The organism is Kitasatospora sp. NPDC094015, assembly GCF_040304075.1.
Lineage (GTDB): Bacteria > Actinomycetota > Actinomycetes > Streptomycetales > Streptomycetaceae > Kitasatospora.
In genome coordinates, this window is the sequence record NZ_JBEOUL010000060.1 from 1 (window position 1) to 15,995 (window position 15,995).

A 15,995-nucleotide genomic window follows, 5' to 3' on the forward strand; every position below is an offset into this window, starting at 1 on the left:
GCACCTGAACGGGTCCCGCCGGCCGCCGCGCACGCCCCGGGCCGAATGCCCGTGGAGGGCGGCGGCGGCCGGCGGAGCCGGGGGAGTGCCCCCATCGTCCAGGGCAGGTGGTCCGGCGGGGCGGGCGACGTCCCGGCCCCGGCGCGAGCGGTCTCGCCACGGTGCCCCGGACGCCGTAAGGTCCGGCCATGGCGACGCATGAACGCGAGATCACCGAGCCCGTCGACCTGTGCCTCCACGACGGACGGCTCGCCCGGGCGGCGGTCGGGTGGTCCCGGCACCCCCTCCACCGTGGCCCGGTCCCCGGCTGGGGGCGCAGGAAGCGTTGGGAGTACTGGTGCGTGACCACCCCGACCCACCTGGTCGCCCTGACCGTCAGCGACCTCGACTACGTCGCACTCAACTCCGTCCACGTACTGCGGTTCGACGGGGGCCGCCCGCCACGCGAGTTCGAACGCACGGCCCTCGTGCCCGGCGCACTCGGGGTCCGACTCCCCGAGGGCATCGCCGGGCATCCGGGTTCCCCGCCGTTGCTGGTCGGACCGGAGCAGCCGGTACGGGGCCAGGTGCGCGTCGAGATCGGCAACGAAGGAACCGCGACCCGGCTCCGGGCGCGGTGCGTGGATCCCGAGGGCCGACCGGTCCGGGTGGACCTGCTCGCCGCCCTGCCGGAAGGACACGAGACCCTGTCCGTCGTGGTCCCGTGGAGCGAACGCCGCTTCCAGTACACGTCCAAGCACACGGCCCGTCCCGCCACCGGGACGGTGCGCATCGGGGACGAGGTCCGCACCTTCGGGGACGATGCCTGGGCCACCCTCGACCACGGCCGCGGCCGGTGGCCGCGCCGGGTGGAGTGGAACTGGGGCGCTGCGGCGGGCCGTACCGACGGGCACGTCCTCGGCCTGCAGCTCGGCGGGCGGTGGACCGACGGGACCGGGTCGACGGAGAACGCGATCTGCGTGGACGGCCGGATCTCCAAGATCGGCCGTGAGGTGGAGTGGCGGTACTCGCGGCGGGATCCGCTCAGGCCCTGGATCCTCCGTTGCGACGGGCCCAACCAGGTGGAGCTGGAGTTCACGCCGTTCCACAACCGGGTCGTGCGCACCGAACTCGGCCTGATCGGCAACCGGACCGATCAGTGCTTCGGCCACTACTCGGGGACGGTGCGCACCGACGACGGCGAACGCATCCTCGTCGACCGGCTGCTGGGCTGGGCGGAGGACGTCCGGGTGCGGTGGTAGGCGGGGTGCTGCGCTACTCGGCGACCCGCCGCGCGATCAGGTTGCCGATCGCCGCGTAGACGATCGCCGGAAGGCCGTAGTCGAGCAGGACCTGGAGCGTTCGGTTGGAGACCTGGAAGAGCCCTCGCGACCAGCCGGCGAGCCAGTCGGCGGCGGAGTGGAACCAACCGACCAGGGTGTTCCCGGAGTTGGCGTCGAGGAGATCCATCAGGATCCAGATGACCAGAATGCCGGCGATGATGTGGGCCAGTGCTCTGACGGCCCCGTTGATGCCTCTCATGGTCGCGCGTCTTGCCGCCATCGGTCTCCGCAAACCAGCTGGAGTGCGCTCGATTCATCGGATCGGCACGGAGCTCCCCGCCGCGATCGTCGCGCCGGTACGCGACTTCGTCCGCCCCGGACTGCCCGGTCTCGAACACCCTGCCCCTGACACGACTTCGCCGGGCCGACGGTCGGTGGCAGGATGCGGACGTGACGATATTCGAGGAACGCTCGTGGGTGTGGCAGGGGACCGGGGGACCGCGGGGGTGGGAGGCGGCGTGGCAGCGGACACGAGAACTCCTCGCACCCGTCATTTCCGACGACTCCTTCGTGTTCGGCGATGGTGAGGCCTCGGACGGCGCGGCCGGGCTGGCCACCGCGCTGTACCTGCTGGCCGGCGGATCCGCCGCGGCGGTGGCCGGGGTCCGGCGTGACCAGGTCGAGGAGCTGGTCGGCCGGAGGCCGGGCGGGACCGACGGCGAGGTGGTGCACCGCTGGGAGCGCGGGCTGCGGGAACTCGGCCACGATCCGGAGGCCGCCGACGACCCGGTGAGCACGCGGTGGCGCGTCCTGCGGACCGACTTCGGCGAGGACGATGACCTCACCGTCATCGAGGAGGTGCTGGTCCGCCAGGGGTACGGTCTCCTCTCCGGCCTGCGACCCCTGCTCGCCGGGCGCCGGATGAGCTTCTGACGCCGCTCCGCTCGTCCTGCCCCTGACGGCAGGGGCGACGTGACGGTAGGACACCCGCCACGCAACCCCGGGGGCGCCCGGCGCACCCGGGGTGAGGCCGTTTCGGCTCCGCGCCCCGCACCGGGCCGCCGAACGGCCCGCCTGCGGTCGCGTGCGACTCAACTCGCCCTCGAGGCCGAGCAGTTGCCGCCCAGCGGACCTCGTAGGCTCCCCACATCTCGGCACGGTCACTGCGCGATGCCCGATGGCGCCCACGGGCCTTCAGTCGCGGTCCTCGGCATGATCCACTCCTCTCCATACTTGTCATGAGCATGACCTGATGGCCGGATCCTGACTGGCCGACAGGGGCCACCGGAAAGGCCTTCCGGTGCCGCTGATCAGCGGCGAAGCTGTACATCGCCGCCAGGGAAACACCCCGGGGCGGCAGCCGGAGAGAGCGTCAACCGCGGGACGTCCGACCGGTGCAGGACAGCTTCAGCTCCTTCCCGTGACCGCATCATCCGGATCCGGTCACACCCGCCGCACCAGCGGGTCACCGCACCGTCATGCCGGCTGCTCCTGCAGGGCAGCCGACCGGCACCTCCGGTGCCCGTCCGCCGGTGCCCGCCGAATTCCGGCTCCGCGCCCGTGCGCGCCGTGCCGACCGGACCACCAATCTCATCGAACACGTCGGGAGTTCCGCCATGTCCGCCAACCGCTCCAAGCTCCTCCGCACCGCTCTCACCGGGGTCCTGACCCTGGGCGCCGCCGCCTCGGTGCTCTCGCTGGCCGGGCCGGCCCAGGCCGTCGGCACCTCCTCGGTCAACGGCCCGATCTCCCGCTCCGAGATCATCGCCCGGGCCCAGAACTGGGTCGACCAGGCCGTGCCGTACAGCCAGAGCCTGTGGCACAGCGACAGCAACGGCTCCTACCGGCAGGACTGCTCGGGCCTGGTGTCGATGGCCTGGCACCTGAACACCAGCCGGGTCACCTCCACCCTGGACGACGTCTCGACCCGGCTCGGCAGCCTCGACGACCTGCAGCCCGGCGACATGATCGACAACATCACCACGCACGTCGTGCTGTTCGCCGGCTGGACCGACAGCAGCCACACCAACGCCGTGATCTACCAGGAGCCCAAGCCCGGCCGCACCGCGGAGAAGACCACCTACTCGCGCTCCTACCTGACCAGCAACGGCTACCTGCCCTACCGCTACGACAACACCATCGACAGTGCGCCGCTGCCCCCGAAGCAGGCGGCCGTGGGCTGGGGCGCCCAGGTGGTCGTGAACGGCGGCGGCGACGTCATGCACGCCACCCGGTCCTCCAACGGGTCGTGGAGCGGGTTCGGGAACGTCGAGAGCGCCGCGGGCGACATCGGCGTGGTCCGGGCCATCGCGGACGCCGGGATCAACGGCGACACCCACGTGCTCGCGGTCGGCGGCGACGGGAACATCTACCACGCCGTCCGCCACTCCGGCGGCAGCTGGGACCGATTCACCGACATCGGCCCGCAGACCAACCAGCTCGGCGGCGTCACCAAGATCTCGGCCGTCTCGATCGGCGGTGACCTGCACGTCGTCGTGGTCGCCGACGGCAGGCTCTTCCACACCGCGCGGCTCGCGAACGGCACGTGGCTGCGCTTCGGCGAGATCACCCCGGCCGGTGGGACCGTGACCAGTGCCGCGGCCGCGAGCGTCAACGGCGAGCTCCAGGTCGTGGCCGCCTCCGGTGGCACGGTCTACCACACCATCCGCGCCGTCAGCGGCTCCTGGTCGGCCTGGGGCAACGCCTACGACATGGCGGGCAACGTCGGCACGGCCCTCGACGTCGCGCTCGCCGGCACCGGCGCCGACGCCCAGATCGTCGTGGTGACCAGCAGCGGGCAGCAGTTCCACGGCGCCCGGTACGGCAACGGCTCCTGGCAGCCCTTCGGCGAACTCGCCCCCGTGATCGGCTCGTTCACCGCCAACCGGGTCAGCGCCGCCAACATCGACGGGGAGTTCCAGGCCGTCTTCATCACCAACGACGGCCGGATCATGCACACCATCCGTGACGGCTCCGGCAGCTGGGACCCGGCGGCCGCGATTCAGCTGAACGGCGTGAACGGCAACCACTACGACGTCTCCATCGGCGGCACCTTCAACTGACCGCCCGGCCCGGCGCAACCACCGGCCCGCCGCCACCCGGCACGGCGGGCCGGGCACCCTCCCCGTCCCACCGACCGCTCCCGCGCCGCACGGGCCCACGAGCGGTCCACCACCCGAGAAGAGAACCTCATGTCCCGCGCCTCCCGCCGACCCCGCGCCGCCGCCCTCGCCCTCACCGCCCTCGCCGCCCTGGGCCTGTCCACCCTCACCACCGGTCCCGCCCAGGCCGCCTCGGTGACCACCTGGGACCGGGTGGCACAGTGCGAGAGCACAGGCAACTGGTCGTACTACAAGGCCAGTTGGCCGTACTACGGTGGCCTGCAGATCAGCCGCAGCACCTGGGAGGCGTACGGCGGCACCCAGTACGCGCCGCTGCCCCACCAGGCCACCAAGCAGCAGCAGATCCTGACCGCGGAGCGGATCCTGGCCGGTCAGGGCACCGGCGCCTGGCCGCGGTGCAACGCGGGTCTCGGCACCGACCACGCCGACCCGTACCCGGGGTCCGGCACGCCCGTGAGCGCCGCCGGCGACCTGTTCCACGCCACCCGGCTGGTCGACGGGAACTGGACCGCCTTCAGCCCGCTGAACGGCTACGCCGGTGCGACGTACTTCAACGGCTCGCAGGAAGCCATCGCGGCGACCCCGGACGGGTCGACCCAGACCGTGGCCACCGGCTCCGACGGCAACCTCTACCACACCGCCCGCTACCCGAACGGGTCCTGGACGGGCTGGGCGCCGATGGACGGCTATGCCGGCGCGACCCGGTTCGCCGCCCAGGGCGCGGCGATCGCCGGCATGCCGAACGGCGACTCCCAGGTCATGGCACTCGGCCGGGACGGAAAGATCTACCACAACGCCCGCTACAAGGCCGGCACGTGGCAGGGCTGGATGCAGATCGGCGACTGGGGGGCGCAGAAGATCGCGGCCGCCGGCCTGCCGGGCGGCAGCATGCAGGCGGTGATCGTCGGCAACGACGGCAACCTCTACCACGCCGTCCGACTCGCCGACGGAACCTGGCAGAGCTGGAACGGCGTGGCGGGCCTCGGCTCGGCGACCTTCCAGGCGAAGGACGTCGCGATAGCCGGACTGCCCAACGGCGACTCCCAGCTGGTGGCGGTCGGCGCCGACGGCAAGATCTACCACAACACCCGCTTCGCCAGCGGCACCTGGCAGGGCTGGGCGCCGCTCGACGGCTACGGCGGCGCGGCGGGCTTCCAGGCCGGCAGCGTCGCGATCACCGGGATGCCGAACGGCGACACCCAGCTGCTGGCGGTGGGCAACGACGGCATCGCCTACCACAACGCACGCTACAGCAGCGGCAGTTGGCAGGGCTGGTGGAGCACGGGCTTCGGCGCGCAGAAGGTGGCCATCGCCGGCATGCCCGACGGCGGCGCCCAGATGGTCATCGCCCGCAGCTGACCGCGTCCCCCCGGGGGACACCACCGCTCGACCCGCACCCGCCCGTCGCCGACCCGCACCACTTCCCCGAGGTGGTCCGTGGCGACCGGCGGGTGCGGTCATCGTCGCGCCACCCCAGCGCGCCCGCCGTCGGAACCGGCCACCGACCGGCTGCCGCCGTGCCCCACGTGCACCGGGGCCGATCGTCTACGGTGAGCGATATGGAACCCCGAGACCCGGCCTGCCCGCGCTGTGAGGACACCGCTCAGCCGGGTGTGTTCGAGGAGCACCACCAGGCTCTGGTGCGCCCGGCGGGCGGTGCGCGCATGTTCGTCGCTGCCGCGCTCGGGGTGTCGGGGGCAGCCTTGCTGGCCCAAGCGCTCTACGTGCCAGGTGGTTTGCTGCTGGCCGCGGCGGTCCTGGTCGGCGCTCGGACGGTGCGGGCGGTACGGCGCGCCCGCTCGGGGACCCGGGCGCGGATGTTGTTCTGCTCCCGGTGCCTGACCCGCTTTCCGACGGCTGCCTGAGCGTCGGCACATCTGTTCGCACCTGGCCGAGGGAGTCGGCCTCGCCCGACTCGGGGGCGCTGCACCGTGTCGCGAGCCCCGAGATGCGGGGATTCGCGGGCGCTGCCTGGGATCGTGGGCGCAGGAAACAGTGAAGGCAAGGAGTACCGACTCCTTGCCACTCTCAAGGTATAGCGCGCCGGGGGGCTTGCCGCAAGGCCCCCCTTCGGGCGCAGAATCGTCGCTCGCCGGTCCGGCCCGCCTGTTCGCGGGGCCGGTCGGCGGGGGCCGAGGGCGTGCCCGGCAAGGAGTTCGACGAGGTGGGAGACGCCGGTGGGCGAGCAGTACGTGTGGGATCTCGATGCGGTCGACCGGACCCAGGTCGCGATCGTCGGGGGTAAGGGCGCGCACCTCGGTGAGCTGGCGCGGATCGACGGCATCCGCGTACCGGGCGGGTTCTGCGTCACGACGGAGGCATTCCGGCGGGTGGTGGCGGACGTGGCGTCGCTCGGCGGCCTGGTCGACGAGCTGTCGGTCGTCGGGCCCGACGACCATGAGGCGGTGCGCAGGCTGAGCGCGCGGATCCGCGCGACCATCGAGGAGGCGGCCGTCCCCACCGGGCTGACCGAGCAGATCGGCACCGCGCTCGCCCGGCACGGCGAGCAGGCCGCCTACGCGGTGCGGTCGAGCGCCACCGCGGAGGACCTGCCGACGGCGTCCTTCGCCGGGCAGCAGGACAGCTACCTGAACATCGTCGGGCCGGCGGAGATCCTGCGGTACGTCAGCGGCTGCTGGGCCTCGCTGTTCACCGAGCGCGCCGTCGTCTACCGCCGGCGCAACGGCATCGACCACCGCGCGGTGCGGATGGCGGTGGTCGTGCAGCGGATGGTGGTCCCGCGGGCGGCCGGCGTGCTGTTCACGGCCGACCCGGTCACCGGCAACCGCAGGACCGCCACCGTGGACGCCGGCTTCGGCCTGGGCGAGGCCCTGGTCTCCGGCCTGATCGAGCCGGACGTCCTCACCGTCCGGGACGGCGCGGTCGTCTCCCGGGTGATCGGGGCCAAGCAGCTGGCCCGGCACGCCCGGCCGGGCGGCGGCACCGAGGAGGTGGCGGTCGAGGCGCACCGGCGCGGGCAGGCGGTGCTGACGGACCAGGAGGCCGTGCGGTTGGTGCAGCTCGGGCGGCGGATCGAGGCACACTTCGGCCGACCGCAGGACATCGAGTGGTGCCTGGACGAGGGCGGCTTCCAGTTCGTCCAGAGCCGGCCGATCACCACGCTGTTCCCCGTCCCCGAGGCCGGCGACGACGAGAACCACGTCTACGTCTCGGTCGGCCACCAGCAGATGATGACCGACGCCATGCGCCCGCTCGGGCTGTCCATGTGGCAGCTGACCGCCATGGCGCCGATGCAGGCGGCCGGTGGGCGGCTGTGGGTCGACGCCACCCGGCGGCTGGCGGCACCGTCCAGCCGGGTGGCGCTGCTCGACCTGATCGGCAAGGGTGACCCGCTGGTCAGGGACGCCCTGGAGACGGTGCTCGAACGCGAGGGCTTCGTCCCCTCGCTCCCCGACACGGAGCCCGCCGCGCCGGTCGTCCCCGCGGGCGGCCCAGCCGCCGCACCGGAGCCGATCAGGACCGATCCGGCCGTGGTCACGGGGCTGGTCGGGCGCAGCGAGGAGTTGCTCGCCGCGCTGGCCCGCGAGATCGAGGAGCAGAGCGGCCCGCAGCTCTTCGACCACCTGCTGGCAGCCTTCGCGGAGCACAAGCGGTGGCTGGGCGACCCGCTGAGCATGCAGGTGATCATGGCGGGAATGGAAGCCACCTGGTGGCTCAACGACACGCTGCAGGAGTGGCTGGGCGAGAAGAACGCGGCCGACACGCTCACCCTGTCCGCCCCCGGGAACATCACCTCGGAGATGGGACTGGCGCTGCTCGACGTCGCCGACGTGATCCGCCCGCTCCCGGAGGTGGTGACGTTCCTGGAGGGCGTCGCCGGACGATCGGCGGACGAGGACCAGGCGCGCGACTTCCTGGCCGAGCTGGCGAAGCTCCCGGGCGGCCCACAGGCGTGCGACGCCGTCGAGGAGTACCTGCGCCGGTACGGCATGCGCTGCGTCGGCGAGATCGACATCACCAGGCCGCGGTGGAGCGAGCACCCTGCCACGCTCGTGCCGGCGCTCCTCGACAACGTCCGGAACTTCGCCCCGGGCGCGGCCACGGCGCGGTTCGAGCAGGGCCGCCTACAGGCGACGGAGAAGGAGCAGGACGTGCTCGCGCGGCTGCGCGCACTGCCGGACGGCGAGCGCAAGGCCGCCGAGACCAAGGCGATGATCGACCGGGTCCGCACCTTCATCGGCTACCGCGAGTACCCGAAGTACGCCATCATCAGCCGGTACTTCGTCTACAAGCAGGCCCTGCTGCGGGAGGCCGACCGCCTGGTGCGGGCCGGGGTGCTCGCCGAGCGGGAGGACGTGTTCCACCTCACCTTCCACGAGTTCCACGAGGCGGCCCGCCACGGCCGGGTGGACGCCGGGCTCGTCGAACGCCGCAAGGAGGAGTTCCGGACGTACGAGACGCTCACCCCGCCCCGGGTCCTGACCTCGGAGGGCGACGCGCTCAGCGGCTCCTACCGGCGGGACGACGTGCCCGAGGGAGCGCTGACCGGCCTCGCGGTGTCCGCCGGGACGGTCGAGGGCCGGGCCCGCGTCGTCCTCGACCTGGCCGAGGCCGACCTCGAAGCCGGCGACATCCTGGTCACCACCTTCACCGACCCGAGCTGGTCACCCCTGTTCGTGGGGGTCGCCGGCCTGGTGACGGAGGTGGGCGGCCTGATGACCCACGGCTCCGTGATCGCCCGCGAGTACGGCCTGCCCGCCGTCGTGAACGTGGACGGCGCCACCCGCCTGATCCGGGACGGCCGGCGCATCCGCATCCACGGCTCCGCCGGGTACGTCGAGCTCCTGGACTGAGCCACCGATCCCGTGCCGCGCGCCCGGCCCGCCGGTGCAGGCCGACCCGACCCGTACCGGTCGGGATCAGCCGGAAATCAGGGCCGGGTCAGCGCGGCGCGGCATCCTGAAGGCACGTCACGGACCGCGCAGCACCGCGGTCCGTGGTGGGGAGAGGTGCCCGGAGCGGTTCATCGGGTGCCTGGCCAGCGATGGCCGAGCAGGGTCCCTCGGGGCCCGCGCAGGTTCGAATCCTGCCCTCTCCGCCTTCGGGTCCGCGGGCCGCTGCGGTGGCTCGGACCGCCGGAGGGTTCAGTCTCCGGATGTGTCCGTGCGGCTCCCACGACCTGAATCGGTCGAGCCCTAGCGTGGGTCCCACACGATCCCGGCGTACCGTCGCCGGGTCCCGTCCCACGGAGGCACCTGACCATGACCGTCGAACTCCCCGAGCTCACCGGGGACTACGTCCTCGATGCCGCCCACACCCGGATCGGCTTCGTCGCCCGCCACGCGATGGTGACCAAGGTCCGCGGCGCGTTCCACCAGTTCGAGGGCACGGCCCATCTGGACGGCGCCGACCCGGCTCGCTCCACCGCACAGATGGTGATCAAGACCGAGAGCATCGACACCGGTGTCGAACAGCGCGACCAGCACCTGCGCGCCAACGACTTCCTGGACGCTCCCAACTTCCCCGACATCACCTTCCGCAGCACCGCGGTGGAGCCGAAGTCCGACACCGAGTACCGCGTCACGGGGGACCTGACCGTCAAGGGGACCACCCGTCCGGTCACCATCGACTTCGAGTACACCGGCAACGCCGTCGACCCGTACGGCAACCTCCGGGTCGGCCTGGAGGGTTCGGTGACCATCTCCCGCAAGGATTTCGGCGTGACCTGGAACGCGGCCCTGGAGGGCGGCGGCGTGCTGGTCGGCGACAAGGTCGTCCTGGAGTTCGACATCTCGGCGATCAAGCAGGGCTGAGGGCCGCCCGGTCGGTGCTCGCCGGCCCGGCCGACCGGTCCCGGCATCCCCTCGCGGGTGGCGCCGGGGCCGGTGGGTCATGATGGCTGCTCGCCGGCGAGACCTCCTGCTCGGCCTCGCGGCGCCCGCCGGCCCGTCACCGAGGTGCTGCTGCGTCCCTTCGGATTCCGGGGTTTGGGAATCGCCGCGCGGTGCAGACGAGTGCTGACACCGGCTTTACCCGACGAGGTAGGAGGACCGCATGGGCATCATCGCCTGGATCTTGATCGGCCTGTTCGCGGGCGCCATCGCCAAGGCGCTCATGCCCGGGAAGGACCCGGGTGGCATCATCGTCACGATCCTCATCGGGATCGCGGGCGGGCTGCTGGGCGGCTGGCTGGGCAAGGTCATCTTCGGGGTCGACTCGATTGACGGCTTCTTCGACCTTTCGACCTGGATCGCCGCCATCATCGGCTCGGTCATCCTGCTCGCCCTCTACCGTATGGTCACGGGCAACAAGCACCACCACCGGCACGCCTGAGCCGTCCCGGCCCCGCGGGCGGTGGCGGTGGCTTCCCCTCTGTTCGAGGGCGGAGCCACCGCCACCGCCCGCTTCCGTAGGTCCGGGCCCCGGACGATCATCGAAGCGTCGATCGCCGGTCGAGCCGTCGTCAGCCGGCGCCAGGTCCCTCGTCGGGGTCGTGCCGGCGCCGCAGCGTGTCGGCCAGGCTCAGCAGGACCAGCAGGTTCGGCAGGCCGACCGCGGGGACCGTCAGCCAGACCCGCGGGTCGCCGCGGCGATGGATGTTCATCCGACCCTGCTTCAGCTCGATCTTCCCGAGCTCGCGCCAGCCGATCCGGCGGCCGCCCTGGCCGAGGCCGCCGGCGTTGAGGTCGATCAGCCCACCGAAGTCCAGTCGTTCACCGGCGTCCAGCCGGGCCACGTCCTGCGGCGCGCGTACGTGGGTGAACGCCTCGCTCACCCCCTCGGCGAAGTCCAGCACCCCGGGGTAGGTGTTGTCGACGACGATCAGCCCGCCGGCCGCGGGCACCACCAGCAGCCGATAGGTCATGTAACTACCGATCTGCTGCACGACCTTGACGTCCTGCCGGGCCACCGACCGGATCTCGTCCCACGGGTACGTCACGGGCGGGCCGCCGGCGAGCTGCCGGACGAGGCCGTGCTCGTACCAGGCCACCCAGGTCTTCGTCCCGTTGCGGCGCAGCAGCAGCCAGGCCCCGGTCGCCAGCGCCAGCATCGAGACCGTGAGCATCGGCAGCCCGAAGTACCAGGTGCCGTCCTTGTTCTGGTTCTCGGCGGCGATCTGCAGGCCGAGGACGAACGTCCACGCACCGACGGCGCCCATCAGCACGACCAGCAGCCAGGGTCGCCGCTTGGGGTTGTTCTCCACCAGCATCTGCCGGGCACCGAGTTGGTGCTCCTGTGCGGTGCCGGCTATCGCATCCGTCATCCGGGTCCCCCTTCGCTCTGCGGACCGGTGGAGACCGATCCGGCCCGATTATGACCGCACCGACCCGTCTCATCGAGGACTTTGACCAGCCTCACCGGAATCGGACCGGTGCGGACCGGCATCGGTGGTCGGGCCCCGAACGTGCGCCTGACGATTCGTCAAGTCAGTGGTTCCTGGGCCAGGAAGGCCGAGAAGGACGCCGCACGAGGTCGGTTCACCCAGAACCGGTCACATTGCATGAGGCCGTGCGGGTGAGAGCGGCGCGGTCGAAGATCTTGGTGTTGCTAGCTTCGGATGCGTGACGCCTTCCTCCCCCTCCGTCGGCCGGACGGTCGATGCCCTGCCGGATTCACCGGCCCGTGCCGAATCGTTCCGCCCTGTCCTTCTGGACCCAGCACTGGCCGATGATGCCGCGGACCTGAAAACCCTGTTCGAGTCGCCCGCGCTGCGCGAGGTCCACGACCACCTCGACGAGCAGCTCGGCGAGCTCGTCCGCTGTCTGCACCCCGGTGAACGGTTCGTCCCGGCCACGCTCGAACGCGCCGTCGAGGAGGTCCGCGCGGGTAGGCCCCCCGACGAGTACGGCACCTGGGTCTGGTACCCGTGGTCGGGCCGCCTGGTACGGGTGCTGCCCGAGGCGGAGTTCCGGCTGGTCCGCACCGACCGCAACCGCGACAAGATCACCCGCGATGAGCAGCGGCACCTCACGACGCGCCGGATCGGCGTCATCGGTCTGTCCGTCGGCAGCAGTGCGGCCCTGACCTGCGCCATGGAGGGCGTCGGCGGGTCGTTCCGGCTGGCCGACTTCGACCGGCTGAGCCTGTCCAACCTCAACCGGCTCGGCGCCGGCGTCCACGAGCTCGGGCTGGAGAAGACCGTCATCTGCGCGCGGCGGATGTACGAACTCGACCCGTACCTCGACATCCGCCTCTACCGACAGGGCGTCACCGAGGAGTCCGTCGAGGAGTTCTTCGCGCCCGAGGGGGACGGGGAACGAGGCCTCGACCTGCTGATCGAGGAGTGCGACACGCCCTGGGTGAAGGCTGCCGCCCGTGAGCACGCCCGGCGCCGGCGCGTGCCCGTTCTCATGGACACCAACGACCGCGGTCTCCTCGACGTCGAACGCTTCGACCTCGAACCCGACCGCCCGCTGTTCCACGGCCGCGCCGGCGACGTGACGGCCCGCGAACTGCGGCAGACGGACCGGGCGGGGCAGTTGGAGTTCCTGCTGCGGGTCGTCGGCGAGGACGGGCTGAGCCCGGCGATGACCGACGCCCTCACCCGGATCGGCAGGTCGCTGTCCAGCTGGCCGCAGCTGGCAAGCGGTGTGCTGCTCGGCGGCGCCCTGGTCACCGACACCGCCCGCCGGATCCTGCTCGGCCGGCCGGTGCCCTCGGGCCGCACCTACGTCGATCTCGAAGCGCTGATCCCCGCCGCCCGGGAGGCCGTCCGGTGACCCGGGTACCGGAACTGCGCGGCAACCACCTGCGCCTGCGCGAACTGCGCGCCGCCGACCACCCGGTCTACGAGCGGATCATGACCAGCCGTCTGCTCACCCGCTACCTCGGCACCGACCGGCTGGACGCCGCCCAGGCCCACGACGCTTTCGCCGCCGTCCTCGCCCAACCCCTCGCCCGGCCCCGCCGCAGGTACACCCTCGCCGTGTGCGCCCCCGACGGGGACACCATGCTGGGCACCGCCGGCCTGCTGGTCGAGGACTACGGCAGCAACGCCATGCTGACCTCCGTCGTCCTGCTGCCCGGATCACCCGTCAAGGGCCACGCGCACGAGAGCGGCCGGCTGCTCATGGCCTACGGCTTCGGCGCGCTCGGCCTGCACCGGATCTGGGCCGGACACCGCACCGACCACGAGCACATGCCCCCGGTGATGCGGGCCGCCGGACTGCGCCACGAGGCGACGCTGCGCCAGCTGTTCCGCACCCAGGGCTGCTGGCACGACGTGACCACCTACGCGGCTCTCGCACCCGACTGGAAACGCCAGGCCACGCCGGAGGAGCTGACGGTGCTCGACACCCCCGCCACCACCGGCGGGTGACGGGTCCGCACCGAGCAGCACGGCCCCGTCCCGTGGATCGTTCGGGGCGGGGCCGTGCTGCTCGATGGGGCCGGCAGGGGGCCGGTCCGGTCAGTCCTCGTCCCAGCGCTCGAGGACGAGCCGGCGGACGGGGGCGGGGTAGGCCTCGGCGAACGAGCTGTGCGGCATCCGCCCGTCTCCGGGAGCGGGCTGGAGTCCGTCGTGCAGGACGACCGGCCCGGTCATGGCGGCCCGCTCGGCCTGGTGGTAGCAGTTCATCAGGGGGTGGATCAGGCCGTGCCAAACTTCGGCACCGTCGGTCGGGTGGATGCGGGTGGCGAGTGCCCACAGCAGGTCGGTGTCGTCGGCGGGGTCGATGTCGTCGTCGAGGACGAAGACCCGGGCGTGCAGTCGGCCGGTGCGGGGCAGCCCGTGCATGACCTCGCCGATGCGGTGGACGAACTCCTCGGTGTCGGTGTCCGGCAGGAGTTCGCGCCAGTTCGCCGGGACGGTGACCACCAGCCAGTGGGAGGCGGCGCGCAGCGGGGACCAGGCGGTGGTGATCGGCAGGCCGGCGGCGCGCAGCTCGTGCAGGACGTCGGCGGCGATGCCGACCCCGGTCACGGTGTGGAACTCGTCCACGGGGCGACCCTCGGCCACGATCGGCCAGATCGGTTCGTCGCGGTAGGTGATGCACTCGACGGTGTAGACGGGCTGGTGGGAGGCCTCGTCGGGGACGTAGCCGGCGAATTCGCCGAAGGGCCCCTCGACGGCGGACCGCTCCACGGACAGGTGGCCCTCGATGACGATCTCCGCGCCGGCGGGCACCTCGAGGTCGGACAGCTCGCACTTGACGACCTCGACGCCCTCGCCGTGCAGGGCGCCGATGTAGCCGGCCTCGTCGACACCGTCGGGCAGCGGGATGCCGCCGACGAAGGGGATCGCGGGGTCGCCGCCCTGGACGAGCGCGTAGGGCATCGGCTTGCCGATCTTCACCCACTCCTGCCAGATGAGGCCGATGTGCTGGGGAGGTATCACCAGGCCGGTCATGCGCTTGCCGTCGATCATCATGATCCGGGCGATCGACCAGTTGGTCCACGTCCCGTCGGGGGTGCGGGCGACGATGATCCCCCAGGTGTTGAGGTAGCGGCCGCCGTCCTGCTCGTGGACGCGGGGGACGGGGAACCGGTCCAGGGTCGCGTCCTCGCCCAGCAGGATGTTCTGCTTGCAGGGGGCCTGGTCGCGGGGGACGCGCCTGGGCGGGACCGGCGGCAGGTCCCGGGTGGCCGCCAGGGTGTCCACGAGCTGGGCCGCGGTCAGGTCCGGGGGCAGGCCGAGGGAGAGCGCGACCCGGGCGAGCGGCTTGCCGGGTACGGAGCTGAGCGAGGCGGGCGCGCCCATCAGCCGGAACCCGGGCTCGGCGCCGGTGACGTTCTCGAAGAACGGTGCGGGGGCGGTGCGTTCGTAGGAGAGGCGGGTGATCGCTGCGGCCTCCAGGTCCCAACTCACCTCTCGCTTCACGCGCTTGAGGTCGCCGAGGGCGTCGAGTGCCGCGATGTGCTCGCGAAGGTCCTTGTGGTGGTTCATCGGTGTGGCTCCTTCACTGGTTCCCGTGGAGGGCGGGCACGGGCGGCGCGGTGGCAGCGGCGGCGCGCATGCCGTCCCAGCGCCGGGCCCGGGTGGAGTCGACGGCGAACTGGTCGCAGATCCTCGCCACGATGTGGTCGACGATGTCGTCGACGGTGGTGGGGTGGTTGTAGAAGGCGGGCATGGGCGGCACGATGGCGGCGCCCATGCGGGCGAGGGCGAGCATGTTGTCCAGGTGGATCTCGCTCAGCGGGGTCTCGCGGGGGACGAGGACCAGCTTGCGGCGTTCCTTGAGCGTGACGTCCGCGGCCCGGGCCACCAGGCCGTCGGCGTATCCGGTGCGGATGCCGGCGAGCGTCTTCATGCTGCACGGGACGATGACCATCCCGTCGGCGGGGAACGAACCGGAGGCGATCGAGGCGCCCTGGTCGTCGGGGGAGTGGACGACGTCGGCGAGGGCCGCGACGTCACGGCTGCTCAGCCCGGTCTCCAGTTCGACGGTGGCCCGCGCCCAGCGGGTCAGCACCAGGTGCGTCTGCACCTCGGGGTGCCGGCGCAGCTCCTCCAGGAGCCGTACTCCCAGGACGGAGCCGGTCGCTCCGGTGATGGCGACGATCAGGCGCACGGGTGTCTCCGGGTTCCATGGGGCGGTCGGTGGATGGTGGGTGGGCGGGGCCCCGGCGCGATGTCGGGGCCCCGGCCGTACGGGGGCGGCGCCTCCTCGGGCGGTCATCCCCCGTCGGGCGATCGCCCTTCGTCAGGCGT

14 protein-coding genes and 1 pseudogene are annotated in these 15,995 nt (G+C 72.2%); 11 read left to right on the forward strand and 4 right to left on the reverse strand.

Going from position 1 to position 15,995, the window contains the following annotated elements; all coding sequences use genetic code 11:
- The first annotated feature begins 188 nt into the window (after positions 1-188).
- Positions 189-1,241, forward strand: coding sequence for a DUF2804 domain-containing protein (locus ABT014_RS33685; RefSeq protein WP_350643519.1), 1,053 nt, complete (start codon positions 189-191; stop codon positions 1,239-1,241).
- Positions 1,242-1,254: 13 nt separating this feature from the next.
- On the opposite strand, the gene ABT014_RS33690 is transcribed toward ABT014_RS33685, so the two are convergent.
- Positions 1,255-1,521: a hypothetical protein gene (locus tag ABT014_RS33690; protein WP_350643521.1), complete on the reverse strand. Its 267-nt coding sequence runs from the start codon at positions 1,519-1,521 to the stop codon at positions 1,255-1,257.
- Positions 1,522-1,832: 311 nt separating this feature from the next.
- On the opposite strand from ABT014_RS33690, the gene ABT014_RS33695 reads away from it, so the two are divergent.
- The 8 genes and pseudogenes from ABT014_RS33695 to ABT014_RS33730 all read left to right on the forward strand — a co-directional run bounded on the left by ABT014_RS33695 (position 1,833) and on the right by ABT014_RS33730 (position 10,678).
- Positions 1,833-2,195 carry a hypothetical protein gene (locus ABT014_RS33695; RefSeq protein WP_350643523.1) on the forward strand — a complete coding sequence of 121 codons (363 nt, stop codon included), beginning with the start codon at positions 1,833-1,835 and terminating at the stop codon, positions 2,193-2,195.
- Positions 2,196-2,878: 683 nt separating this feature from the next.
- Positions 2,879-4,324 (forward strand): hypothetical protein, encoded by a 1,446-nt coding sequence (locus ABT014_RS33700; RefSeq protein ID WP_350643525.1) that lies wholly within the window; start codon positions 2,879-2,881, stop codon positions 4,322-4,324.
- 129 nt (positions 4,325-4,453) lie between these two features.
- Complete coding sequence (locus ABT014_RS33705) at positions 4,454-5,743, forward strand: transglycosylase family protein (RefSeq protein WP_350643527.1); 1,290 nt, start codon at positions 4,454-4,456, stop codon at positions 5,741-5,743.
- Positions 5,744-5,943: 200 nt separating this feature from the next.
- Positions 5,944-6,249: a hypothetical protein gene (locus ABT014_RS33710; protein WP_350643529.1), complete on the forward strand. Its 306-nt coding sequence runs from the start codon at positions 5,944-5,946 to the stop codon at positions 6,247-6,249.
- Positions 6,250-6,561: 312 nt separating this feature from the next.
- A complete protein-coding gene (rph, locus tag ABT014_RS33715; protein WP_350643531.1) occupies positions 6,562-9,198 on the forward strand; it encodes a rifamycin-inactivating phosphotransferase in 2,637 nt (878 codons plus the stop codon).
- A 150-nt stretch (positions 9,199-9,348) separates the two neighbouring features.
- A pseudogene (locus tag ABT014_RS33720) lies at positions 9,349-9,443 on the forward strand.
- A 163-nt stretch (positions 9,444-9,606) separates the two neighbouring features.
- Positions 9,607-10,158, forward strand: a complete 552-nt coding sequence (locus ABT014_RS33725; protein WP_350643533.1) for a YceI family protein — start codon at positions 9,607-9,609, stop codon at positions 10,156-10,158.
- Positions 10,159-10,399: 241 nt separating this feature from the next.
- Positions 10,400-10,678, forward strand: coding sequence for a GlsB/YeaQ/YmgE family stress response membrane protein (locus tag ABT014_RS33730; protein ID WP_350643535.1), 279 nt, complete (start codon positions 10,400-10,402; stop codon positions 10,676-10,678).
- A 130-nt stretch (positions 10,679-10,808) separates the two neighbouring features.
- Here the strand turns inward: ABT014_RS33730 and ABT014_RS33735 are convergent, their stop codons facing one another.
- Positions 10,809-11,609: a DUF6585 family protein gene (locus ABT014_RS33735; RefSeq protein ID WP_350643537.1), complete on the reverse strand. Its 801-nt coding sequence runs from the start codon at positions 11,607-11,609 to the stop codon at positions 10,809-10,811.
- A 298-nt stretch (positions 11,610-11,907) separates the two neighbouring features.
- Between ABT014_RS33735 and ABT014_RS33740 the strand changes: the two genes are divergently transcribed.
- Positions 11,908-13,065: a ThiF family adenylyltransferase gene (locus ABT014_RS33740; protein ID WP_350643539.1), complete on the forward strand. Its 1,158-nt coding sequence runs from the start codon at positions 11,908-11,910 to the stop codon at positions 13,063-13,065.
- Positions 13,062-13,664, forward strand: coding sequence for a GNAT family N-acetyltransferase (locus ABT014_RS33745; protein WP_350643541.1), 603 nt, complete (start codon positions 13,062-13,064; stop codon positions 13,662-13,664). The genes ABT014_RS33740 and ABT014_RS33745 overlap by 4 nt, the downstream gene beginning before the upstream one ends.
- A 90-nt stretch (positions 13,665-13,754) precedes the next feature.
- Here the strand turns inward: ABT014_RS33745 and ABT014_RS33750 are convergent, their stop codons facing one another.
- Together ABT014_RS33750 and ABT014_RS33755 are read right to left on the reverse strand one after the other, a co-directional pair.
- Entirely contained in the window at positions 13,755-15,230 is a 1,476-nt protein-coding gene (locus ABT014_RS33750; protein ID WP_350643543.1) for a UbiD family decarboxylase, read from the reverse strand.
- 13 nt (positions 15,231-15,243) lie between these two features.
- Positions 15,244-15,855, reverse strand: coding sequence for a non-oxidative hydroxyarylic acid decarboxylases subunit B (locus ABT014_RS33755; protein ID WP_350643545.1), 612 nt, complete (start codon positions 15,853-15,855; stop codon positions 15,244-15,246).
- Positions 15,856-15,995: the final 140 nt, after the last annotated feature.

Bases quoted from the DNA above. Each gene is read 5' to 3' on its own strand.
- ABT014_RS33685 (WP_350643519.1), top strand. From the start codon at position 189: ATGGCGACGCATGAACGCGAGATCACCGAGCCCGTCGACCTGTGCCTC.
- ABT014_RS33690 (WP_350643521.1), bottom strand. From the start codon at position 1,521: ATGAGAGGCATCAACGGGGCCGTCAGAGCACTGGCCCACATCATCGCC.
- ABT014_RS33700 (WP_350643525.1), top strand. From the start codon at position 2,879: ATGTCCGCCAACCGCTCCAAGCTCCTCCGCACCGCTCTCACCGGGGTC.
- ABT014_RS33705 (WP_350643527.1), top strand. From the start codon at position 4,454: ATGTCCCGCGCCTCCCGCCGACCCCGCGCCGCCGCCCTCGCCCTCACC.
- ABT014_RS33710 (WP_350643529.1), top strand. From the start codon at position 5,944: ATGGAACCCCGAGACCCGGCCTGCCCGCGCTGTGAGGACACCGCTCAG.
- ABT014_RS33725 (WP_350643533.1), top strand. From the start codon at position 9,607: ATGACCGTCGAACTCCCCGAGCTCACCGGGGACTACGTCCTCGATGCC.
- ABT014_RS33730 (WP_350643535.1), top strand. From the start codon at position 10,400: ATGGGCATCATCGCCTGGATCTTGATCGGCCTGTTCGCGGGCGCCATC.
- ABT014_RS33735 (WP_350643537.1), bottom strand. From the start codon at position 11,609: ATGACGGATGCGATAGCCGGCACCGCACAGGAGCACCAACTCGGTGCC.
- ABT014_RS33750 (WP_350643543.1), bottom strand. From the start codon at position 15,230: ATGAACCACCACAAGGACCTTCGCGAGCACATCGCGGCACTCGACGCC.